Consider the following 21,345-nt stretch of genomic DNA (forward strand, 5'->3'; position numbering starts at 1 on the left):
GCGGTACAGCAATCGACCACCACCGGATTTCGACCAGTCAGACGTCGGTGGGACGGGGTTGGTTTCGATCCCGCCGGGCCTGATCGGTCGAACTCCCGGTCGGCTCCGGTCAGTCGCGCCGGAACGTCATGGTGGTGCGGCCGAGGCTGATCCTGCTCCCGTCCACCAGACGGGCCTGCCTGACCTGCTGGCCGTTGACGAAGGTCCCGTTGGTGGACCCCTTGTCGACGAGGATCGCCTCGTCGCCGTCCAGGCGGATCTCCACGTGGTGGCGGGACACCCCGTTGTCCACGAGCCGCAGGTCGCAGTCGGTGCCGCGCCCCAGCAGGGTGACGGGGGTGGTCAGTTCGAAGGACTGCTGCATGCCGTGGCTGGCGATGCTGCCCTCGGCGGTGGCGCCACCGGGGGAGATGAGCAGGCGCGGGCGTCCGGCCTGGCGCTCGCCCCCGGCCCCGCCGGGATCGACCGGCTGCCGGACCTCGCCGTCCTTGCTGATCATGGTGCCGCGGACGACGCCCGACCGGATGCGGAAGCGTCCCGTCTTGAGGCTCTCGTCCGGCCGGAAGTGGACGCGGACCGGGCCCACGAAGGAGTATCCCTGCTCCGTCGCGTAGTCGCGGGCGAGTTTGGCCAGCTCCTGTCCGAGGCTGTCGGCGTAGACCTCCAAGCGCTCCTTGTCGCTGGCGGAGAGCTCGACGATGAAGTCGTTCGGGACGAGTGTGCGTCCCTGTGCGACGATCGCGGCTCGTTCGTCCATCTCCCGCTGAACGGCGCTCGCCACCTCGACAGGTTGGAGCTCAGACTTGAAGGCCATCGCGAAGGTGCCTTCGATCATGCCCTCAAGCCTGCGTTCGAAGCGTTGGAGCACTCCCACGAGGTACCTCCCTTGTACTCCACTCCGTATGTGTAGACGATCGTAACCGGGCCGGGGTGCCCCCGGATTCAGGCGCACCCCCGGTCAGGTGCCCCCGGGGCCGGTCACGGGCGGGCCGGAAAGCGTGTGCGAACCGCGTTCAGACCGTGCTAGCCTTATCCATGTCGCCAGGCGGACAGGCCGAAAGGCCCGAACCACCTGGCACTACAACTGGACGAAGGTCACCCGGGCGGGTGGCGGAACGGTAGACGCGCACGGTTCAGGTCCGTGTGTCCGAAAGGACGTGAGGGTTCAAATCCCTCCTCGCCCACAACATACCCGGTGGGGATCGCTCTGCGCTCTCCACCGGGTCTCTTTTGTGTCCGGGTTCGTGGTCGGCCCCGCCTCGGGCCGGTCGCGGGGCGGGGTGGCACACTGCGGACGTGAGCATCATCGAACGACTCCACGCGATCGGACGCCCGCTGGTCGACGAGCAGCTGGCCCACCCCACCGTCGCCGGGATCGCCCGGGGCGACCTCGACGAACGCGCGTTCCGGTACTGGCTGGAGCAGGACCACCTGTACCTGCTGGACTACGCGCGCGCCTTCTCGCGTCTGGCCTGGCAGGCGCCGGACGACCACCTGGCCGACCTGGTGGGGATCGCGCACAGCACGCTGAACGAGGAACTGGAACTGCACCGTTCGCTGTCGGGCGAGTTCGGCGCGGACCTGACCACGAAGGAGAAGGGGCCCGCGTGCGCGGCCTACACCTCGTGGCTGCTGGCGGCCGCCGCCGACTACCGGGACGGGCTGGCCGCCGTGTACCCGTGCATGTGGGGCTACAACCAGCTCGGACTCGAACTGGCGAAGTCGCGTCCCAGCGACCCGCGGTACGCGCGGTGGGTGGACACCTACGCCGACCCCGAGTTCACCCGGCTGACCGAGCACTACGGACGCAGGTTGGCGGAGGCCCGGCCGGACCCCGAGCGCGCCGAGCGCCTCTTCCTGGAGGGCATGCGGCACGAGGTCGCCTTCTGGGACACGCCCTACACGTCCTGACCCGAGGCGTGGAGGGGAGGAGGAGGGGACCGGCGCGCCCGCGACCGGTCCCCTCCCGCATCCCTCCCGGGTGGTCCACTCGGGCCGACGCGGGTCGGTGGGCGGGTGCGGTCAGGGGGCGATGACGGTCCGCACGTCCTCGAAGCGGTCGATCTCGCAGCCGCCGTTCTTGTTGAACTCGGTGTCGATCAGGACGTCGTCGATGTGTCCGGTGACGCTGACGACCTCGGGGCCGCCGTACTGCTCGGTGCACATCATGTTGGTGGTGTCGAGGAGGAACGGCTCGGTGCCGACCTCCTCGATCTCGGCGCAGGCCGCCTCGGGGTCCGGGTGGTCGCCGCCCACGGGGGAGCACGTGAGCGTCCAGGTGCCCTCCGCGTAGCCGGGCTCGGACGGCATGGACTGGCCTTCGGCCAGGGTGCGTTCGATCACCAGGGAGGTCGCGGCGTCCGGGTCGGTGTCGACGGGCATCTGGCCGTCGGTGCCGTCCCCCGCCCCCGTGCCGTCGGGGGCTTCCTCGGGGGAGGCGTCGTTCTCGGACTCGGCGGTGGGGGGAGTGGTGGGTTCGGACGGGCTGGAGGTGTCGGGTGCACCCGCGTTCACCTCGTCGGGCTCGTTGCCGCAGGCCGTGATAAGAAGCAGGCCGAGGGCCGCGAGCGCGGCGAGGCGGGTCGGCGGGGCCGTCACTGAGGGGTAGTGAGCCATATGCCTTGGACGCGGCCCGTGTACGCGCGGTTCCCGCCTCGACACGGTTTCCTCGAATTTTTTTCGCTACGGATCCAGGGGGTCAGACATGTTTCAGCACGGTGTTCCGGAGGCGGTCGTCGCGGAGGTTCCGGAGGACGCCTACCTGCTCGACGTCCGGGAGGACGACGAGTGGCGCTCGGGGCACGTCCCCGGCGCGGTGCACATCCCGCTCGGCCAGCTCGGCGCGCGTGCGGACGAGGTTCCGCGGGACCGCAGGGTGTACGTCGTCTGCCGTGTGGGCGGCCGTTCCGCGCAGGCGGTGACGGCCCTGAACCAGGCGGGGTGGGACGCGGTCAACGTGGCGGGCGGCATGCGGGCCTGGGAGCAGGCCGGTCGGGACATGGCGGCGGAGACCGACGGGGAGCCCACGGTGATCTGAGGCGGTCCGCCGCGGATTTTCGTCGGATTGCGCGAAGCCCTGCCGCTGGGGCGCTTTCGGGTGGCACTATGACGTGGTGAGTTCCGATCACGCGCCCCTCAGCGCCGAAACCGTGCTGACCGCGTCAGCGGACGCGGTGGTCGGTATCGACGGTGCGCGCCGCGTCACCGTGTGGAATCCGGCGGCGGAGCGCATGTTCGGCTGGACGGCCCGGGAGGTCGTCGGCCGCGAGGCGCCCTTCGTCCCCGCCGAACTGAGCTCCGAGTACGGCGCGGTGCTCGAGCAGGTCCGTTCGGGTACGCCCCTGTCCATCGTCACGCGTCGCGTGCGCAGTGACGGCACGGTCATCGACGTGCGGGCGAGCACCAGTTGCGTGCTCGGCTCCGACGGCGAGCCCGACGGGTGGGTGCTGACCTTCCAACCGTGTGAGAACGAGGCGCAGGTCCAGGCGGCGGCCATGGAGCGGGCGCGGCTGGTGCGCAGGCTCACCGACGTCGTGGTCGACATCAACGCCGACCTCAGTCTGAAGTCGGTGCTCGATCGGATCTCGCGGAGCATCACGGAGTTGACCGGCGCCGACGCGGGCGGTTTCGTCCTGCTCAACGAGGACCGCGTGGAGCTGGTCAGCCTCACCGACCTGTCCGATCGCCTCCAGGGCTTCAGCGCGCCCCTGGAGACGAGCCTGTTCGGCGAACTGCTCCGCAGCGGCAAGTCGGTGCTGTTGGCCAACGAGGACACCCGGGGCCTGCAGGACCTGGTCTGGGCCGACCTGCCGGGCCTGCACACCATCGCGCTGTGCGTGTCCAACGTGCACGGCCGCCCCTACGGAGCCCTGTACGCGCTCTACAGCCAGCGCAAGGTCGGGCACGTGGAGCTGGAGCTGTTGGAGCTGCTGGCCGCGCACGCCGGGGTGGCGATCGGCAACGCGATGGCCTACGAGGAGCTCAACCTCCAGCGCGTGCACGAACAGGTGGTCGCGGACTCCAGCGCGGACGGGATCGCCGTGCTGGACTTCGGCGGCCGTGTCCGCAAGTGGAACCGGTCGGCGGTGGAACTCACCGGGTACCCGGCGGAGAGCGTGGAGGGGCGGCATCCGCCGTTCCCCCTGCCTCCCGCCCACGGTGAGCCGATCAAGCACCAGCTCAAGGACGGCCGCTGGCTGGAGATCCTCATGGCGCGCATCCCGCGCACCCACGAGTGGGTGGTGGACTTCCGTGACATCACCGCGCAGCGTGCGATGGAGGAGGAACAGGAGTTCTTCCTGGCCACGAGCGGACACGAGCTGCGCACGCCGATCACGGTCATCCACGGCCTGGCCACCACGCTCGTGCGCAAGTGGTCGCGGCTGAGCCCCCGGTCCCAGCGCGAGGCGGTCGGGACGATCGCGGACCGGTCGGCCAACCTGGTCACCCTCGTGGAGCGGCTCCGCCTCGGGTCGGACGCCTCGCGCGGCGAGCTGGACGTCGACCGGGTCCCGTTCGACCTGCGGGAACTGCTCGGGCGCGCGGTTCGGGCGTTCCGGCCGCTGTCGGACCAGCACGACGTGGTCCTGGTCGCGGAGGAGGACCTGCCGATGACCGTGGGGGACCCGCTGGCCACGGGGATGATCATGGACCAGCTCCTGGACAACGCGCTCAAGTTCTCCCCGGAGGGCGGCACGATCCACGTCTGCGCCCGGGCGGAGGACGGGAAGGCCGTGGTCGTCGTGGACGACGAGGGCTTGGGGCTGGTCCCCGGCGACGAGGAGCGGGTCTTCGGCCGGTTCGTGCGCTCGGGGCCGCGGGGCGACCGGAGTCGTTTCGGCGGCCTCGGCCTGGGGCTGTACATCGTCCGCCAACTGGCGAGGGAGCAGGGCGGGGACGTCACCGCGCACCGGCGGCGGCAGGGGACCCGGATGCGGTTCACCGTGCCCGTGCACGGGCGGGGAGACGGGGAGACCGCCGGATCCGGGGAACGCTCCGGACCGGTGGCCGCGCGTACGGGGGCGGGAGGTGGAGCGTCCGGTGCGGACCACCCACCTGGGCACCGTGAGGCACAAGAAACTACAAAAACCTCGAAAAGCCCCGAAGCCCTGCCGCGTCAGCGATCCACGTCCGCAGACGCGTCCCGTCGTCGTTGATTCACCTCGGCGAGGGTTTCCGCGCATGGTGATCGGGGCATTTCCACCCCTGGTGGAATTCGCTGACACACATCGGGCGGGTTCCGAACCGCCCGACGGAGTACCAACGCGCAGGGACGAAGGCCGTGTCAGGAGACAACACACCACTCGACGACGGGTCGTGCCCGTACCGGGTCGAGCGGAGCGTCACGCTTCCCTACGCCCCCATGAGCGTGACCGGCGCCCGCCAGCGGTTGTGCAGTGATCTGCGCGCCATGGACATCGGCGACGAGCGTGTCGACGACGCCTCCCTCATCCTCAGTGAACTCGTGAGCAACGCTCTCCGGCACGCCTCCCCCCTGCCGGAACCGGAGGACACCGTCGGTGTGTCGTGGCGTGTGCGGGTGGACCACCGGACGGCGACCGGCGGTTGGGTGGAGATCGCGGTGCGCGACGGCGGGTCCAGCACCATGCCGCGGGTGGCGCGCCCGTCCGTGTCCGGTCTGGGCGGGCGGGGGCTGGGCATCGTCCAGTCGCTCGCCGGGCAGTGGGGCACCGAGATGGACGCGACCACGACCACGGTCTGGGCGATTCTGGACATCGGCGTCGACGACCTCTCCCCCCGTCGTCCCTCGGGCTCCGGCCGCCGCTCCGCCGCCCCGGTCGCGGACCCGGCCTCCGACGACGTGGTCGCGGTGCGTATGCGCGTCCGGGAGAGCGCCCCCGCCTGGGGCGCCCTGCTCTGACCGGGTGCGCGACCGGGCCGGAGGCCGTCCGGGAACCACCCGGAGGAACGTGACCGATGTCGCGAAACACCGTCAACGAGGTGGCCCGTGGCTGGTCGGGACGCTACAGTCACGACTGTGGAGTTGAAGATATCAAGCCGATCTCAGGACGACCTCGCGGTGGTAACCGTGGGCGGTGAGATCGACCTGTACACGGCACCCCAGTTGCGCAGCGGCCTCCTGCAGGCCCTGGAGGACGGGGCACGGCGGCTGGTCATCGACATGTCGCGGACGGAGTTCTGCGACTCGACCGGCATCAGCGTGCTGCTGTCCGCGATGAAGCGCTCCCGCGACAAGGGGGGTGACCTGGAGCTCGTGGCGCCGAAGGCGGCGGTCATGAAGGTCCTGGAGGTCACCGGGTTGAACGAGGTCTTCACCATCCACTCCGGGCTCGACGCGCTGCCGGTGGGCGCGGGGACCGGCACGGCCACGTAGCCGGGCGACCGTGGGCCAGGGGCAGACCGGCGACCCCGCGGGGGTCGCCGTGGTGATCGCCGCCAAGGACGAGGCGGACAGGATCGGCGCGACCGTCCGGGCGGCGGGCGCGCTGCCGGGGGTGGACTTCGTCGTCGTCGTCGACGACGGCTCCGCCGACCGTACGGCCGACCTCGCGCGCGACGCCGGGGCCCGCGTGTTCAGGCACGGCCGCAACCGGGGCAAGGGCGCGGCCATGCAGACGGGCGCGGAGGGCGTCCGCGTCATCGAGGCGGCCGAGAGAGCCGGGGCCGACCGGTCGCCGCGCCACCTGCTGTTTCTCGACGCCGATCTGGGCGCGACCGCCGAGAGCGCGGAGCCGCTGCTCACCCCGGTCCTGGAGGGGCGCGCCGACATGACGATCGCCCTGTTCCCGGCCACCCGCATGCGCCTGGGCGGTCGCGGGTTCGTGGTGCGACTCGCGCGCGAGGGCGTGCGCAGGGCCACCGGATGGGAGCCGGAGCAGCCGCTCAACGGTCAGCGGTGCCTGACCAGGGCGGCCTTCGAGGCGGCCCGGCCGCTGGCGCCGGGGTTCGGGGTGGAGACCGGCCTCACCATCGACGTGCTGCGGTCGGGGTTCCGGGTGGTCGAGGTCGAGGTGCCCCTGGAACACCGGGCGACCGGCACCGACCTGCGCGCGCAGCTCCACCGGGCGCGGCAGTTCGCGGACGTCGCCCGGGCGCTCGCGGTCCGGGGGCTCCGGCCGGCGGTGTGGCGCCGATGGGGCCGGGGCAGCGGAAGAACGCGGTCGACCAGGGGAGATCTTTCCCGAAAAGTCGGGCAAATTACTCGCACGAATCGCCGCGAGTAGCCCCATCCGTGCGATGTGTAGCGATACGCTCGCGCTGTGTTCACGATGCTCATGACTTCGATAGGCATGCTCACGGGTGTGGGCGGGCTCGTCCTCGGCGGCTACGCGCTCGTCCGGACCCGGGATATCAGTGGCGACTCCCGGGCGGTGGTCGAGCGCGCGGTCTCGGTCAACGCCTCCGGTGTGGACCCGCGTGCCGTGCGCGACGTCGCGGTCCTGCACTACGACGCCCTGGAGGAGATGTCGGGCGCGCGCTCGTTCTCCCTCGCCCTGCTCAACAGCGACGGCGACGGCGTGGTGCTCACCTCGATCAACGGGCGGACCGAGTCGCGGACCTACGCCAAGGAGATCACGCGCGGCGAGGCGGACACCCTGCTCAGCCCGGAGGAGTACCGCGTCATCCGGTCCGCGCGCCTGGGCAACGGCGTCGGCGCGTCCGCCGCCCCGCTGGCGGACGCCTCGGGCCCCGCCGCCTCCGGTCCCCGCACCGGCGGCGGGGACGAGCACCGTTCCCGGGCCGCCGCCGAGGAGGTTCCGGTCACCGTGCTCGGGGCGGACGGCGCGTCGCTCGGGGCGGACGGCGCGTCCGACACGTCGTCCGCCTCCGACGCCACCGGGAGCGACCCCCTGGGTGATCCCGCGGGCGCGCCGACCAGCCGGACATGAGCGCGCCTGACCCCGGGCGTATAGCCTGAACACCATGCCCAACCGTTACGCCTACCTCGGCCCCGAGGGCACCTTCACCGAAGCCGCGCTGCGCACCCTGCGGCCCGGCGCACCCGACGCCGCCCGTGTTCCGTGCCAGGGCGTCGCCGCCGTCTTCGACGCGGTGCGGTCGGGCTCCGTCGACGGCGGTGTCGTACCCCTGGAGAACTCGGTCGAGGGCGGTGTCACCGCGACCATCGCCGAGCTGATCAACGGGGATCCGCTGATCATCACCGGGGAGACCGCCGTCCCGGTGGAGTTCGCGCTGTTCGCGCGGCCCGGGACGATCCTGGAGGACGTCAAGCGGGTGGCGACCCACCCGCACGCCCTGGCGCAGTGCCGGGGCTGGCTCGCGCGGAACCTGCCCGACGCCGACACGCACACCGTCTCCTCGACGGCCGCGGCGGCGCGCTCGGTGGCCGAGCCCGGCGCGCCCTACGACGCGGCGATCTGCGCCGTCATCGCGGGGGAGCGCTACGGCCTGCACGCGCTGGCGACCGGGGTCGGCGACCACTCCGACGCCGCCACCCGGTTCATCTACCTGTCCCGGCCCGGCGCGCTGCCCGAGCCCACCGGGGCCGATCTGACGTCGCTGGTCGCGTTCATCAACGACGACCACCCCGGTGCGCTGATCGAGGTGCTCAACCAGTTCGCCGTGCGCGGGGTCAACCTCACCCGGCTGGAGTCCCGCCCCACCGGGGGCGGGCTGGGCAGCTACTGCTTCTGCATCGACGCGGAGGGCCACGTGGCCGAGGCGCGGGTCGGCGAGGCGCTCATGGGCATCCGCCGCGTCTGCCGGGACGTGCGCTTCCTGGGCAGTTATCCGCGCAGCGGCCGGGCCACGGAGGTCGATCCGCCGTTGCGGCCGCGTCCGACGACGGACGCCGACTTCGCCGAGGCCGAGCGCTGGCTCGCCCGCGTCCGCGCGGGGTACGTCGACTAGCGGTGTCCGTTTCGGGCCTCCGCCCCGCCCACCCCTCACCCTCCGCCACCCCCGACGGACGCCTTCGGCGCGGCCCTGTCCTCAAGCACCCCGCCGACTCCCGAACGGCGGCCCCCGAGGTGAGCGCTCCAGGAGACACCGTGCGGGGGTCAGCGCTCGTCGGCGTCGGGATCATCGGACCCCGCCTCGTCGAGGAGCCACTCCTCCGCGGCGGCGCGACGCAGCTCCAGGTGGAGGGCCAGCCGGAGGGCGGTGTCCTCGGGCCTGGACTCGTCCAGGGCGGCCAGGGCCTCGCCGAGCTCCTCGGTGTTCATCTCGTTCAGTGGTTTCACGCCGTGTCTCCCCGTGGTCGGTGTGCCGACGCCCGCGCCCGGCCGGCTCTGTCACGGAAGAGGACGATGGTCGCTCTCGGTTATGACGCGACTACGGAAAAACGTGTCGGCTCGGCGTGGGTCGGGCGGTAACCTGCAAGACGTGATCGACCTTCGCGCTCTTCGAGAAGACCCCGAACGACTCCGTGCCTCGCAGCGGGCCCGCGGGGAGGACGCCTCCGTCGCCGACCGGCTGCTCGAACTCGACGCCAGTCGCCGATCCGCGCTCTCCCGCTTCGAGTCCCTGCGCGCCGAGCAGAAGAGCGTGGGCAAGTCCGTCTCCAAGGCATCCCCGGAGGAGCGCGAGGAGCTCCTGACGCGCGCCAAGGCGCTGGCCGCCGACGTCAAGGAGGCCGAGGCGGAGGCGGGCCGACTCGCCGACGAACTGGACGCCGTGCTCTCGCGCGTGCCCAACATCGTCCAGGAGGACGCCCCCGAGGGCGGCGTCGACGACTTCCGGGTCATGGAGACCGTGGGCGAACCGCGGAGCTTCGACTTCGCCCCCCGCGACCACCTGGAACTGGGCGAGATGCTCGGGGCCATCGACATGGAGCGCGGCGCCAAGGTCTCCGGCGCCCGCTTCTACTTCCTCACCGGGGTGGGCGCCCAACTGGAGCTGGCCCTGCTCAACATGGCGATGAACCAGGCGGTCCAGGCGGGCTTCACCCCGATGATCCCGCCGGTCCTGGTCAAGCCCGAGACCATGGAGGGCACCGGCTTCCTCGGCGAGCACTCCGACGAGGTCTACCACCTCGGCAACGACGACCTGTACCTGGTCGGCACCTCCGAGGTGCCGCTGGCCGGGTACCACGCCGGGGAGATCCTGCCCGCCGACGCGCTGCCGAGCCGCTACATCGGCTGGTCGCCGTGCTTCCGCCGGGAGGCGGGCTCCTACGGCAAGGACACCCGCGGCATCATCCGGGTCCACCAGTTCAACAAGGTGGAGATGTTCGTCTACACCCACCCGGACCAGGCCGACGAGGAGCACCTGCGGCTGCTGGCCTGGGAGCGGGAGATGCTCGACAAGCTCGACCTGCCCTACCGCGTGGTGGACATCGCCGGGGGCGACCTGGGCACGAGCGCGGCGCGCAAGTACGACTGCGAGGCGTGGATCCCCACCCAGGAGACGTACCGCGAACTCACGTCCACGTCGAACTGCACGGAGTTCCAGTCGCGACGGCTCAACGTCCGCTTCCGCGACGGCGAGGGCAAGCCGCGGTTCGCCGCCACCCTCAACGGCACGCTCGCGACCACCCGGTGGATCGTCGCGATCCTGGAGAACCACCAGCGCGAGGACGGCTCGGTCGTCGTCCCCGAGGCGCTCCGCCCCTACCTGGGCCGCGACGTCCTGGAGCCGGTGGCCGCTCCGAGGAAGCGGTAGCCGCCGACGAACGGCACGGAGCCCGTCCCCGTCCGGGGGCGGGCTCCGTCTTCGTGCGCGGGTTACAGGTAGGGTCCGCCCGCTGACATGCCGCCCTCCTCGGGCCCGGCCGAACCCTGGAGCCCGGAGACCCCGGGCGGCAGCGCCTTGCGCATGTTCTCCAGCTGGGCGCGGGCCGCCATCTGCTGGGCGAAGAGCGTGGTCTGGATGCCGTGGAACAGCCCCTCCAGCCAGCCGACCAGCTGGGCCTGGGCGATCCGCAGCTCCGCGTCGCTGGGCGCGCTGCCGTCGGCGAAGGGCAGGGTCAGCCGCTCCAGCTCCTCGATGAGCTCGGGGGCCAGACCGTCCTCCAGCTCCTTGATCGAGGAGGTGTGGATCTCCTTCAGGCGGGCCCTGCTGGCCTCGTCGAGCGGAGCCGCCTTCACCTCCTCCAGGAGCTGGCGGATCATGCTGCCGATCCGCATCACCTTGGCGGGCTGCTCCACCATGTCGGTGAGGGTGCGCGGTTCCTGCTGTCCGTCACCGTCCTCCCCGTCGGACCGCCCGGAACCCACCACGAGGACGTGGGGCTGTTCGTTGTGGTTGTCTGCGCTGGTCATCAGTCCCCTTCGTCGGATGTCGTCGACACACGGTCAGCGGGTGAGCAGGATCTTGCCCGTGTGCGCGCTCGATTCCATGACACGGTGCGCCTCCGCCGCGTCCCGCATCGGTATGACGCGGTCGATGACGGGTCGGACGGCACCCTTCTCTACCAACGGCCAGACCTCGTCCCGTACTCCCGCGGTGATGGCCGCCTTCTCCTCCACGGGGCGGGAGCGGAGCGTGGTGGCGTGTACCGAGAGCCGTTTGGCGAGCATCCGGCCGAGGTCGAGTTCGGCGCCGCGGCCGCCCATGAGGGCGATGACCAGGAGGCGCCCGCCGGTCCTGAGCGACCTCAGGTTGGCGTCCAGGTAGGAGCCGCCCATGATGTCCAGGATCACGTCGGCGCCGCCCTCCGCGCGCACGCGCTCGGCGAAGTCCTCGGTGCGGTAGTCGATGGTGATCTCGGCGCCCAGTCCACGGCAGGCGCGCAGCTTCTCCTCGCTGCCCGCGGTGACGGCCACCCGCGCGCCCAGGGCACGGGCGAACTGGATCGCGAAGGTGCCGATCCCGCTGCCGCCGCCGTGTACGAGCACGGTCTCCCCCGCCCGGAGGCCGCCCACCATCACCAGGTTGGACCAGACGGTCGCGGCGACCTCGGGCAGCGCGGCCGCCTCGGTGCGGCCGACGCCCCTCGGCACCGGGAGGAGCTGCCCCACCGGCACCGCGACGCGTTCGGCGTAGCCGCCGCCGGAGAGCAGGGCGCACACCGGATCGCCCACCGACCACCCGGAGTCCTCGGTGCCGGGGCCGAGCGCGGCGACCGTGCCGGAGCACTCCAGGCCCGGATACTCGGGGGCGCCCGGTGGCGGCGGATAGGAGCCCCGGCGTTGGGCGACGTCGGCTCGGTTGACCCCGCTGGCGGTCACGTCCACGAGGACCTCGCCGGTTCCGGGGGTCGGGTCGGGAACCTCGGACCACGACAGGACCTCGGGCCCGCCGGGTTCGGTGATGCGCATCGCGTACATGAGGCAGACAGTACCCACTGGGGTCCGTCGGCGGGTCCGGGGATCCGTCCCCATCCCCCTTCCGACCGGCATGCTTTGCTTGGTGTGGGCGGGTATGAGTGGGACCGGGGACACCTCCGACCGCTCCCCCTGGGGCCCTCCCCCTCAGAACACCCCTTGACGCCTCTTGAGGAGAACTCTGGTGGCACACCAGGAACAGAACGGGCCGGACCGCAGCCCCGGGACGGGGCCCGACCCGCACGGCGAGGAGCGTGCCGAGCCGCTGTGGGAGCCTCCCCCGGACACCGCGGAGGGGGTCGGCGACGCGGAGGGGGAGAGCGCGCCGGATCCCGACCGTCCGCCCCCGCCGTCCCCGGACGACGGCTCCGACCCCACCCCCTCCGTGTCCCCGCCCAGCCCACGCGAGCAGTGGTTCGGCGGGTTCGAGGTGTCCGCGCCACCGCCGCCGCCCTACGCCCGGCTGCCCGAGAGCGCACCCCCGGCGGAGCCCGCGCGGCCGGACCCGGAGGACCCGGGAGCCGGTAGGCCGGTGGCCGAGGGACGCGCGTCCGAGGACGCGGAGGCCGCTCCGGTGCCCGGGGAGGAGCCGCCGCCCCCGCCTGAGCGTCCCCGGCGTCCGCTCCGGCCGTCCCGGGCCGACCGGTCCGCGGCGCCGGCCCCGGACCCGCTGGCGCCGCGGCGGTCACGGCCCGATCCCGACGTGCCCGAACCCGAGCAGCTGCCGCCGCTGGAGGCCGAGTCCGCCGACCCGCCGTCACCCGCCGACCCTCCGGCGCTCGGCGCGGCCCCGGACCCGGACGGCGTGGTCACCCCGTGGCGGCCGGCGCCGCCGTCGCTGACCGGTCCGCGCGCCGCGGCCACACCGCCCGCGCGAGGCCCCGAGCCGGACACCGGAGGCCGCCCCGGGGAGGACGGACGCGAGACCTCCGACTCGCTCAACGCCGCCACACTGGTCCGCAACCGTCGGCAGGGGCCGAGCGGAGGATGGCGCAAGGCCGTGCACACGGCGACCCTCGGCCTGGTCAACCCCGGGGAGTCGGCTCGGGTGCTGCGCCGACGGGAACTCGTCGCCCGAGCCTGCACACCGGTGGCGTCGGGACACCACCGCGTGGCGGTCCTCAGCCTCAAGGGCGGGGTCGGCAAGACCACCACCTCGGTCGCGCTCGGGGCCACCCTGGCCTCCCTGCGCGGCGACCGGGTGCTGGCCGTGGACGCCAACCCCGACCGGGGCACGCTCTCGGACAAGGTGCGCCTGGAGACCGCCGCCACCATCCGCGACCTCCTCAACGAGCGCCACCTCGTGTCGCGGTACGCCGACATCCGAGGGTTCACCTCCCAGGCGCCGAGCAGGTTGGAGATCCTCGCCTCCGACCGCGACCCGGCGGTGTCGGAGGCGTTCAGCGAGGACGACTACCGGGAGGTCGCGCGGATCGTCGAGCACTTCTACTCGATCTGCATCACCGACTGCGGCACCGGGCTGCTCCACTCCGCCATGAGGGGGGTGCTCGGCCTGGCCGACCAGGTCGTGCTGGTGAGTTCGGCGTCGGTGGACGGGGCGCGCAGCGCGAGCGCCACCCTCGACTGGCTGGAGGCGCACGGTCACGTGAACCTCGTCCGGGGGGCCGTGGTCGTGCTGTCGATGGTCCGCTCCAACAGCCGCAGCAGCGTCGACCTGGGGCGGTTGGAGGAGCACTTCTCCGGACGGTGCAGGTCGGTCGTGCGGGTGCCGTGGGACGGCCATCTGGAGGAGGGGGCGGAGGTGGACCTCGACCAGCTCTCCCCCGCCACCAGGGACGCCTACCTCTGTCTGGCCGCGAGCGTCGGTGAGGGATTCGCCCGGCGGGGGTGAGCCGGTCGGCGCGCGGTGGTGTCGGTTTCCCCGCCCCGAGTCCCGACAATGAAGGGGAGGGGAAGGGGATGAGGATGAGCGCAGAGGAACGCCCGACGGCCGTCGTCGTCGGGGTGGACGGTACGCCCGCGGCCCACGCCGCACTGGAGTGGGCCGCGGAGGCGGCGGCCAGGCGTGGCGCGCAACTGAGGATCGTGCACGGCATGGGGGAGGACTCCGTGGTGGCGCACGGTGCTCCCGAGCACCGTCTGGCGGTCGAGGAGGCGCGCCGGTACGCGCGGGGTCTGCTGGACGACGGAGCCGACCTGGTGCGGGGCACGCATCCGGGGGTGGACGTGGTGACCGTCCTGGCCGCTGAGGACGCGCCGGAGGCGGTCATGGGCGAGGCGCGGCACGGCGACGTGATCGTCGTCGGCTCCCGGGGGTTGGGCGCGGTGCGCGCGATGCTGCACGGGTCGATGGGGCCGCGGGCGACGTCGGAGGCGCCGTGCCCGGTGGTGTTCGTTCCGGCCCACGAGGACGAGCCCACCCCGGTGACGGGGCCGCCGGCGCCCAAGGGTCGGATCGTCGTGGGGGTGGACGGCTCCGACTCCTCGCGCCGGGCACTCCGCTTCGGGCTGAACGAGGCGCTGCTGAGCGGCGCGTCGGTGGAGGTGGTCAACAGCTGGGAGGTGCCGCTGCCCGCGGACGTCTCCGCCCTGGAGGCCGACGCCCGGGAGGCGCACGAGGAGGTGTTCGACCGCCAGTCGGAGGAGATCGTGGCGGGGGTGCTCGCCGAGGTGATCGACGACCGGACGGAGAACCTGGACATCAGCGCCGTACGCATGCAGGCCGACCCGGTGGAGGCGCTGCTGGAGGCGGGCAGGGACGCCGACCTGATCGTCGTGGGATCGCGCGGTCGCGGCGGGGTGAGTGGTCTGCTGCTGGGGTCGGTGAGCCAGGGGGTGCTGCACCGCGCGCTCGTCCCGGTCGCCGTGCTGCCGCCGCACTCGGAGGACACCGATTGAGGGGGGCGCCGTAGACCCGCCGGGGGCGGGGGCGAGGATGGGGAGAGCGGGACGACCGTGCCGTTCCCCGATACCGGGGGGCTCCTCGGTGATGATGGGGACAGATGCGAGGGGGGACGATGGCAGACAAGGTGGAGCACGCACCTCAGGTGATCGTGGGTGTGGACGGGTCGGAGAACGGCCGCGCGGCGCTGGAGTGGGCGGCGGTCGAGGCCGAACGCAGGGGCACGCCGCTGACCATCGTCTACGCGCTGGGGATGCCCCTGGTCGTGACGGCCTACGGCGGCCCGGTGCGCTTCCCCCCGACCGAGGAGATCTCGGGGCAGGCCACGCGGGTGCTGGAGCGCGCCGTGGAGTACGCGCGGGCGATCGCGCCGTCGGTGACGGTCCGGACCCTGACGGCCATGGAGGAGGCGCCGCTGGCGATCATCCGCCAGGCGCACCCGGGGGACCTGATCGTGGCCGGGACCCGGGGCATGGGTTCGGTGGCGTCGATGTTCGCGGGATCGGTCAGCGTGCGGCTGTCCGGGCACGCGCCGTGCCCGGTGGTGGTCGTGCCGGTGGGGGACGCGGGCAAGCCCGCGAGCACGTCGCTGAACCGGGTCGTGGTCGGGATCGACGGGTCCGCGAACTCCCGTCGCGCGCTGCGCCTGGCGGTCGACCTGGCGAAGGAGGGCGACGGCGAGGTGGTCGTCGTCAACAGCTGGGAGGTCGCCTTCCCCTACGACCCCGTCGGCCTGACCGCCGCGGGATACCAGTTGCAGGACGACGTGCTGGACCAGAAGTCCCAGGAGCTCGTGGCCGAGGCCTTGGCCGACGTCATCGACGAGCAGCGCGAGGACGCGGACGTCCGGGTCAGTGTGGTGCGCACCCAGTCCAACGCGGTGGACGCGCTGATCGAGGCGGCCCGGGGGGCGGACGCCATCGTCGTGGGCTCGCGGGGCCGGGGGAGCGTGCGCGGCCTGCTGTTGGGCTCGGTCAGCCAGGGACTCCTGCACCACTCGCCGGTTCCGGTGGTGGTGCTGCCCAAGGACGCGGAGGAGTACGCCTAGCGGTCACCGGCCGCCGGGGCGGTGCGTTCCGACACGGTGTCGGAACGCACCGCCCCGGGGTGGAACGGGTCGCGGGAGGCGGTCCGCGCCGTCACGGCGGTCACTTCGGGTCGCGGTTGAACCTCGAGGTGGACCAGACGTAGCCGAGCACCGCCAGCCCCGCGCACCAGGCGACGGCGAGCCACCCGTGGCGGCCGATCTCGCCGCCCAGCAGCAGGCCCCGCAGGGTTTCGATGGCGGGAGTGAACGGCTGGTACTCGGCGATCGGCTGGAACCAGCCGGGCATGGTGTCGACCGGAACGAAGGCGCTCGAGAAGAGCGGCAGCAGGATCAGCGGCAGCGCGTTGTTGCTGGCGGCCTCGGCGTTCGGGCTGACCAGGCCCATGCCGACCGCGACCCAGGTGAGCGCCGTGGCGAAGAGCACGAGCAGGCCGAACGCCGCCAGCCACTCCAGGACACCCGCGTCCGTGGACCGGAAGCCGATGGCCACCGCGACGGCGCCCACGAGGACCACGCTGACGATCGCCCGCAGAACGCTGCCGACGACGTGTCCGACGAGCACCGAACTGCGGTGGATCGCCATCGTGCGGAAACGGGCGATGACGCCTTCGGTCATGTCGTTGGAGACGGACACCGCGGTCCCGACCAGGGTGCCGCCGATGGTCATCAGCAGGATGCCCGGGACGAGATAGGCGACGTACCCGGAGCGGTCCGCGTCGCCGCCGCCGATGCCCGCGCTCATCACGTCACCGAAGAGGTAGACGAAGAGCAGCAGCAACATGACCGGGGTGAGCAGCAGGTTCAGGGTGAGGGACGGGTAGCGCCGGGCGTGCAGGAGGTTGCGGCGCAGCATCGTGGACGAGTCGCGTACGGCGAGGGCGAGGGAGCTCATCGGACGGTCTCCTCGGGCTGGTCGGGGGTGTCGGAGTCGGCGGTCAGGGCGAAGAACACGTCGTCGAGGTCGGGGGTGTGCACGGTCAGCTCGTCCGCCTCGACACCGGCGGAGTCCAGCGAGTCGAGGACGGCGCGCAGCTCGCGCTGGCTGCCGTCGCTGGCGATCCGCAGCACCAGCGCCTCGTCGTCCCGGGTGACCCCGCGGAGCGCGGAGGCGGCGCTCCGGTACACGGCCGGGTCGGTGAAGCGGAGCCGGACGTGTCCGCCGGGGACGAGCCGCTTGAGCTCCTCGGCGGTGCCCTGGGCGGCGACCCGGCCGTCGTTGAGCACCGCGATGCCGTCGGCGAGCTGGTCGGCCTCCTCCAGGTACTGGGTGGTGAGGAAGACGGTGACGCCGTCGGTGACGAGTTCGCGGATGATCCGCCACAGGTTGTGCCGCGAGCGCGGGTCGAGGCCGGTGGTCGGTTCGTCGAGGAAGATGATCCGCGGGTCTCCGACCAGGGTCATGGCGATGTCGAGGCGGCGCCGCATACCGCCGGAGTAGGTGGAGGCGGGCTTCCTTGCGGCCTCGACCAGGTCGAACCGCTCCAGCAGCTCGGCGGCGGTGCGCCGTCCCTCGCGGCGGGGGAGGTGGTGCAGGTCTGCCATGAGGAGCATGTTCTCCTCGCCGGTGATCAGGCCGTCGACAGCGGAGAACTGGCCGGTGACGCCGATCGAGGCGCGCACCGCCTGGGGCTCGGAGGCCAGGTCGTGGCCGCCGACGCGGATGTCGCCGGTGCCCGGGTCGGGGGAGACGAGGGTGGAGAGGAGCTTGACGACGGTGGTCTTTCCGGCGCCGTTCGGGCCGAGCAGGGAGAAGACCGTTCCCTCGGGGACGGTCAGGTCGACGCCGTCGAGCACGGCCTTGTCGCCGTAGGACTTGCGCAGTCCGTTCGCCGCGATGGCCGGATCGGTCATGGTGGGTGCTCCTTCTGGGGCGCTGGTCAGAGGCTGCGGGCGGTGATGTCGCCGTAGGCGGTGGTCGCGTGGATGCTCAGCCCGGCGGTGCCGGTGTTCGTGAGCGCGTTGTGGATGCGGCCGTGGTCGGTGCCGGCGTCCAAGGAGGCGGAGACTCCGCGGGCGGCGTCGACCGAGATCCGGCCGTAGTCGGTGCGCAGCGTGACCGTGCCTCGCACGGCCTCGGTGACGCGGATGTCGCCCTTGCCGGTGCTGATCTCGGCGGGGCCGCCCAGGCGGCCGACCGTGACGTCACCGGCGAGGGTGGTCAGACGGGCGTTTTCGGTCTCGTCGAGCTTGACCGTGGCGTGCTGGCCGTCGAAGGCGACGTCGCCGAGCCGTCCGACGCTCCGGAATTCGGCGCTGGCCGCCCTGGCGTCGACCCGGGAGCCGGTGGGCAGCTGGACGGTCAGCTCGATGGAGCCGGGGTGGCCGAGGATCCGGTTCCGCTCCGGTGCGGTCTCGACGCGCAGGACGCCGTCGCCATAGGTGACCCGGGTCTGTTCGGCGGCCTTGACGTCGCGGCCGTTGGCGGCGTCCGAGGGCAGGACCTCGACCGTGGTGTCGGTGCGGTCCGCGGCGATGAGACGGATGCGTCCGGCGGGGATGTCCAGGACGGTGGAGATGGGGGCGGGGGTGTCGAACGTCTGCATCGCGCTCTCCTGTGTCGTTGTTTCGAACACTTGAAACGCTACGTTGCGTTCATGAGTATGGCAATGATGTTGTTGCGATAGAATCTCATATGAGCATTTGAGAGTATGTAAATTGTTGCAACAGGACAGAAGTTAACGCAATGAACTATGTCTGTGCGTTGCGATGGATTGCAGTGAACGCTCTGGGGGCTCGACGGGGCCGCGCCGCTCCCGGGAGCGGACTCGGTCACGGCGGAGGGTCTGAGAGGTCGGTCCGCGCGGCTTCCCTGCCTCGGCGGGGTCCCGCGTCCACGGGACGATCAGGGGGACGGCGAGGGCGGCAGCCCGGCGGCGGGAACCCGGTGGGCCGCCGGGCGGACGTCGGTACGACGTCGATCTGCCGTGCCAGGAGACGCGAACAGCCCCTGACGCCGGGGGCACCGAGGTCAGGGGCTGTTCTTCGGCGGAGGGTGTGGGATTTGAACCCACGAAGTCCCGTTGTTCGGGCGGTCGGGGGTGACGTGGCCTCGGGTCGTGCGAATGGCCGGTGACCTGGGCGGGAGTGCTCGCCGATTCCGGTCGTCCCCGGGGGCTTCCCGGAGCCGTGTGCGATGAATGTGCGATGCCCCGGGACCTTCGCCACAGGACGCCAGCCTCAGGCGAGCTGTTCAGTTCAGCATGCCTGAACCATGCTCCCTCAGCCCCGGTCTTCGGCAACCATCGTTTTCGGTTGGGGTGGCCGATGGCACCGGGGTCGGTCACCCGAGACAACCCGTGTCGCGCCATCGGATGCCCCGGGGCCTGAAGACGTCATCAGTTTGGGAATCCGAGGTCACGGAAACCGTCTGATCTGCGAACCTCTGACCTGGGCTGCAACGGGCGATCGCCGCCTGAATGACCGTGAGTCCCCGCTCATCGCCACCCGAACGGGCATGCAGCGGGCACGGACGCTCACGTGTAGACGCCATGCCAGTAGTCGTCGAGGCTCACCGTGAAGTCTTCCGGGCGGGTGGCGCGAAGGTGCTCGAAGCGCTCATGCAGAGCCAGGATGGTGTCCCGTAGGCTCATGCTGAATTCCTCCATCATCGCCTTGGCGGCCTCGAGCCTACGTCCGTTGAGGATCAACGGGTCGATGCGGTCCCACCCTTCGGGCACGGGTCCCTCCTTGACGTTCGGTTGACACGGCGGCCGTGCTTCGGGTCAGTGGCCGGAGCGCCCACCCTAGCCACTCTCCAGCAACCATCCGGGGCGAGTACCACGGTTTTGGTCCGAGGTGCCCGATAGCGCCGGAGCGAGCAACCCGAGACAGACGCATTCCGCTATCGGGTGCCTCGGGATCCGAACACGCCAGTAACCACCGTGCACCACACAGGGTCGGAACTGGTCCCGTCGGGTTAGCCCCGGTGCTGCTCTTCCGCTCCGCCCGGTGCCCGGCTCGGGACCGGGCGGCAGCCCGCAGCCCGAGCCGGGCGGCGGGCTGCGCGACGGCGCTCGCACCGTCGCCTTGATCTCATACAGCCCAATTCGGCAACGAGGCGAGTGGACCTATGACGCGACGGGTCGCGCTCCCTCCCACGCCAGTTCGAAGCTCCGTGCGTAGGTCTCGGCCATTTCCGGGGACAGGGTTCGGTCGATCTCGACCACGGGCGACTTCGCCGCTGGCAGTCCGTAGATGTGCTGGTTGACCAGAAGCCGCTTCTCCGTCAGGTAGACGGAGTTGTACAGGATCGTGGAATGTGTCCTGACCTCGACGCCTTCGATGTCCAGGAGTGGACGGAAGAGGGCGAGTGCGTTCCTCGCCCTGGCGGCCAAGGCGTCTCCGATTTCCTCGTCCTCCCCGCGCTGCCTGACCTCTGGGGAATCGGGGTCTCCGAGCAGGATCCGGACGCTCACGCCGTCACGGGCTCGCGCGGCCAGGAGCGTCAGCATGCCCGCGTCATCGGCGAGAAAGAGTCCGCTGTAGACGAGGATGCCGATTTCCTGCTTCGCCTCGGCGAAGAGGCCGCACCACGCTTCCCGTGGCACCTCCCAGCGGTGGGCGAACACGCGGTAGGCGTGCTCGGAGAGGGGAGGGTCCTCCTCCGACTCCGGGGCCTCCTGCGGCCATAGCTCTTCCTCGTCCACCCGGAGAAGATCGGCGACCGCCCAGCGGTGGCGGGGGTAGGGCCGCTGACCCGAAAGCCATCGGCGGACCGTCTTGGGGTCGACGCCGAGACGTGCGGCCACGTCGGTCTCAGTGAGTCGGGACGCGGCCAGTGCCTTCCGCAGTGCAGTGTTCACGTCGGTGCCCTCCGGGGGTACGGGACCCCGACGATAACAGAAGACGTCCCTAGACGTCCCTCAACTTGTCCGATACGTGGTACACATGTCCGCTTACTCAGAGCATCGTTTCCCACGTAACGAAGGCTCCTGCGGGTCCCTCGGACTCCCAGGTGCCTGGCCCGACCGAGTAGGGGCGGAACATGCGGAACCCGTTCGCGTACGTCCGGAAACGAGCACCCTTCACGAACCGAGTCCCCAGAGCCACGTCGTGCACGGGGCTTCCCTTCACACCACCGCCGCCCGCGTACACGGTCGCTCCCCTGGCACGTGTGGCCCGGCCCTACGTGCTCCACGCGGAGAGGCTGCGCGCTGCCCGCCTCGTCGACCGGACGCGGACCGGCCTGGAAGTCCTCTTCGAGATCTCACGGATGGAGGTGATGG

22 protein-coding genes and 1 tRNA gene are annotated in these 21,345 nt (G+C 71.6%); 13 read left to right on the forward strand and 10 right to left on the reverse strand.

Annotated elements, in window-relative coordinates:
* Nucleotides 1-109: 109 nt before the first annotated feature.
* Nucleotides 110-868, reverse strand: coding sequence for a DUF3662 and FHA domain-containing protein (locus tag DVR05_RS22670; protein ID WP_116247931.1), 759 nt, complete (start codon nt 866-868; stop codon nt 110-112).
* Nucleotides 869-1,101: 233 nt separating this feature from the next.
* On the opposite strand from DVR05_RS22670, the gene DVR05_RS22675 reads away from it, so the two are divergent.
* Together DVR05_RS22675 and DVR05_RS22680 are read left to right on the forward strand one after the other, a co-directional pair.
* Nucleotides 1,102-1,184 (forward strand) — tRNA-Leu (locus tag DVR05_RS22675).
* Nucleotides 1,185-1,296: 112 nt separating this feature from the next.
* Nucleotides 1,297-1,911 (forward strand): TenA family protein, encoded by a 615-nt coding sequence (locus tag DVR05_RS22680; protein WP_116247932.1) that lies wholly within the window; start codon nt 1,297-1,299, stop codon nt 1,909-1,911.
* 111 nt (nt 1,912-2,022) lie between these two features.
* Here the strand turns inward: DVR05_RS22680 and DVR05_RS22685 are convergent, their stop codons facing one another.
* Entirely contained in the window at nt 2,023-2,616 is a 594-nt protein-coding gene (locus DVR05_RS22685; RefSeq protein WP_116247933.1) for an SSI family serine proteinase inhibitor, read from the reverse strand.
* Nucleotides 2,617-2,704: 88 nt separating this feature from the next.
* Between DVR05_RS22685 and DVR05_RS22690 the strand changes: the two genes are divergently transcribed.
* The 7 genes from DVR05_RS22690 (at nt 2,705) to pheA (ending at nt 8,853) form a co-directional block, all read left to right on the forward strand.
* Nucleotides 2,705-3,037 carry a rhodanese-like domain-containing protein gene (locus tag DVR05_RS22690; RefSeq protein ID WP_116247934.1) on the forward strand — a complete coding sequence of 111 codons (333 nt, stop codon included), beginning with the start codon at nt 2,705-2,707 and terminating at the stop codon, nt 3,035-3,037.
* 76 nt (nt 3,038-3,113) lie between these two features.
* Nucleotides 3,114-5,156, forward strand: a complete 2,043-nt coding sequence (locus DVR05_RS22695) for a PAS domain S-box protein (protein ID WP_116247935.1) — start codon at nt 3,114-3,116, stop codon at nt 5,154-5,156.
* A gap of 125 nt (nt 5,157-5,281) precedes the next feature.
* Complete coding sequence (locus tag DVR05_RS22700) at nt 5,282-5,881, forward strand: ATP-binding protein (RefSeq protein WP_116247936.1); 600 nt, start codon at nt 5,282-5,284, stop codon at nt 5,879-5,881.
* A 117-nt stretch (nt 5,882-5,998) separates the two neighbouring features.
* Nucleotides 5,999-6,355: an STAS domain-containing protein gene (locus DVR05_RS22705; protein WP_198659302.1), complete on the forward strand. Its 357-nt coding sequence runs from the start codon at nt 5,999-6,001 to the stop codon at nt 6,353-6,355.
* Nucleotides 6,356-6,365: 10 nt separating this feature from the next.
* Nucleotides 6,366-7,205, forward strand: coding sequence for a glycosyltransferase (locus DVR05_RS22710; RefSeq protein WP_116247937.1), 840 nt, complete (start codon nt 6,366-6,368; stop codon nt 7,203-7,205).
* A gap of 51 nt (nt 7,206-7,256) precedes the next feature.
* The gene (locus DVR05_RS22715) at nt 7,257-7,871 is read left to right on the forward strand and encodes a DUF4446 family protein (RefSeq protein ID WP_369974575.1); all 615 of its coding nucleotides are present in this window, start codon (nt 7,257-7,259) and stop codon (nt 7,869-7,871) included.
* 34 nt (nt 7,872-7,905) lie between these two features.
* A complete protein-coding gene (gene pheA, locus DVR05_RS22720; RefSeq protein ID WP_116247939.1) occupies nt 7,906-8,853 on the forward strand; it encodes a prephenate dehydratase in 948 nt (315 codons plus the stop codon).
* A gap of 149 nt (nt 8,854-9,002) precedes the next feature.
* Here pheA and DVR05_RS22725 read toward each other — a convergent pair whose 3' ends face one another.
* The gene (locus tag DVR05_RS22725) at nt 9,003-9,185 is read right to left on the reverse strand and encodes a hypothetical protein (RefSeq protein WP_116247940.1); all 183 of its coding nucleotides are present in this window, start codon (nt 9,183-9,185) and stop codon (nt 9,003-9,005) included.
* A gap of 142 nt (nt 9,186-9,327) precedes the next feature.
* Here DVR05_RS22725 and serS point away from each other — a divergent pair, with 142 nt between their 5' ends.
* On the forward strand, nt 9,328-10,605 hold the full coding sequence (gene serS, locus DVR05_RS22730; protein WP_116247941.1) for a serine--tRNA ligase: 1,278 nt from the start codon (nt 9,328-9,330) through the stop codon (nt 10,603-10,605).
* Nucleotides 10,606-10,667: 62 nt separating this feature from the next.
* Here serS and DVR05_RS22735 read toward each other — a convergent pair whose 3' ends face one another.
* A complete protein-coding gene (locus DVR05_RS22735; protein WP_116247942.1) occupies nt 10,668-11,204 on the reverse strand; it encodes a bacterial proteasome activator family protein in 537 nt (178 codons plus the stop codon).
* Between the two features lie 33 nt (nt 11,205-11,237).
* Nucleotides 11,238-12,212 carry an NAD(P)H-quinone oxidoreductase gene (locus DVR05_RS22740; protein ID WP_116247943.1) on the reverse strand — a complete coding sequence of 325 codons (975 nt, stop codon included), beginning with the start codon at nt 12,210-12,212 and terminating at the stop codon, nt 11,238-11,240.
* Between the two features lie 181 nt (nt 12,213-12,393).
* Between DVR05_RS22740 and DVR05_RS22745 the strand changes: the two genes are divergently transcribed.
* The 3 genes from DVR05_RS22745 to DVR05_RS22755 all read left to right on the forward strand — a co-directional run bounded on the left by DVR05_RS22745 (nt 12,394) and on the right by DVR05_RS22755 (nt 16,120).
* Nucleotides 12,394-14,061, forward strand: a complete 1,668-nt coding sequence (locus tag DVR05_RS22745) for a MinD/ParA family protein (protein WP_116247944.1) — start codon at nt 12,394-12,396, stop codon at nt 14,059-14,061.
* Nucleotides 14,062-14,135: 74 nt separating this feature from the next.
* Complete coding sequence (locus DVR05_RS22750; RefSeq protein ID WP_116248014.1) at nt 14,136-15,068, forward strand: universal stress protein; 933 nt, start codon at nt 14,136-14,138, stop codon at nt 15,066-15,068.
* 119 nt (nt 15,069-15,187) lie between these two features.
* Nucleotides 15,188-16,120, forward strand: coding sequence for a universal stress protein (locus DVR05_RS22755; protein WP_198659303.1), 933 nt, complete (start codon nt 15,188-15,190; stop codon nt 16,118-16,120).
* Between the two features lie 100 nt (nt 16,121-16,220).
* On the opposite strand, the gene DVR05_RS22760 is transcribed toward DVR05_RS22755, so the two are convergent.
* From DVR05_RS22760 to DVR05_RS22780, 5 genes are all read right to left on the reverse strand, one after another.
* Nucleotides 16,221-17,012 (reverse strand): ABC transporter permease, encoded by a 792-nt coding sequence (locus tag DVR05_RS22760; RefSeq protein ID WP_116247946.1) that lies wholly within the window; start codon nt 17,010-17,012, stop codon nt 16,221-16,223.
* On the reverse strand, nt 17,009-17,971 hold the full coding sequence (locus DVR05_RS22765; protein WP_116247947.1) for an ATP-binding cassette domain-containing protein: 963 nt from the start codon (nt 17,969-17,971) through the stop codon (nt 17,009-17,011). The genes DVR05_RS22760 and DVR05_RS22765 overlap by 4 nt, the downstream gene beginning before the upstream one ends.
* A 26-nt stretch (nt 17,972-17,997) precedes the next feature.
* Nucleotides 17,998-18,663, reverse strand: coding sequence for a DUF4097 family beta strand repeat-containing protein (locus DVR05_RS22770; protein WP_116247948.1), 666 nt, complete (start codon nt 18,661-18,663; stop codon nt 17,998-18,000).
* A 930-nt stretch (nt 18,664-19,593) separates the two neighbouring features.
* On the reverse strand, nt 19,594-19,797 hold the full coding sequence (locus DVR05_RS22775) for a hypothetical protein (protein ID WP_116247949.1): 204 nt from the start codon (nt 19,795-19,797) through the stop codon (nt 19,594-19,596).
* A gap of 390 nt (nt 19,798-20,187) precedes the next feature.
* A complete protein-coding gene (locus DVR05_RS22780; protein WP_232832272.1) occupies nt 20,188-20,922 on the reverse strand; it encodes a helix-turn-helix transcriptional regulator in 735 nt (244 codons plus the stop codon).
* Nucleotides 20,923-21,345: the final 423 nt, after the last annotated feature.

The organism is Nocardiopsis sp. FIRDI 009 (assembly GCF_003386285.1).
GTDB lineage: Bacteria > Actinomycetota > Actinomycetes > Streptosporangiales > Streptosporangiaceae > Nocardiopsis.

Coding starts and splice junctions, on each gene's coding strand:
- DVR05_RS22685 (WP_116247933.1), bottom strand. CDS start 2,616: ATGGCTCACTACCCCTCAGTGACGGCCCCGCCGACCCGCCTCGCCGCG.
- DVR05_RS22690 (WP_116247934.1), top strand. CDS start 2,705: ATGTTTCAGCACGGTGTTCCGGAGGCGGTCGTCGCGGAGGTTCCGGAG.
- DVR05_RS22715 (WP_369974575.1), top strand. CDS start 7,257: ATGACTTCGATAGGCATGCTCACGGGTGTGGGCGGGCTCGTCCTCGGC.
- pheA (WP_116247939.1), top strand. CDS start 7,906: ATGCCCAACCGTTACGCCTACCTCGGCCCCGAGGGCACCTTCACCGAA.
- DVR05_RS22735 (WP_116247942.1), bottom strand. CDS start 11,204: ATGACCAGCGCAGACAACCACAACGAACAGCCCCACGTCCTCGTGGTG.
- DVR05_RS22740 (WP_116247943.1), bottom strand. CDS start 12,212: ATGTACGCGATGCGCATCACCGAACCCGGCGGGCCCGAGGTCCTGTCG.
- DVR05_RS22750 (WP_116248014.1), top strand. CDS start 14,136: ATGAGCGCAGAGGAACGCCCGACGGCCGTCGTCGTCGGGGTGGACGGT.
- DVR05_RS22755 (WP_198659303.1), top strand. CDS start 15,188: ATGGCAGACAAGGTGGAGCACGCACCTCAGGTGATCGTGGGTGTGGAC.
- DVR05_RS22760 (WP_116247946.1), bottom strand. CDS start 17,012: ATGAGCTCCCTCGCCCTCGCCGTACGCGACTCGTCCACGATGCTGCGC.
- DVR05_RS22765 (WP_116247947.1), bottom strand. CDS start 17,971: ATGACCGATCCGGCCATCGCGGCGAACGGACTGCGCAAGTCCTACGGC.
- DVR05_RS22770 (WP_116247948.1), bottom strand. CDS start 18,663: ATGCAGACGTTCGACACCCCCGCCCCCATCTCCACCGTCCTGGACATC.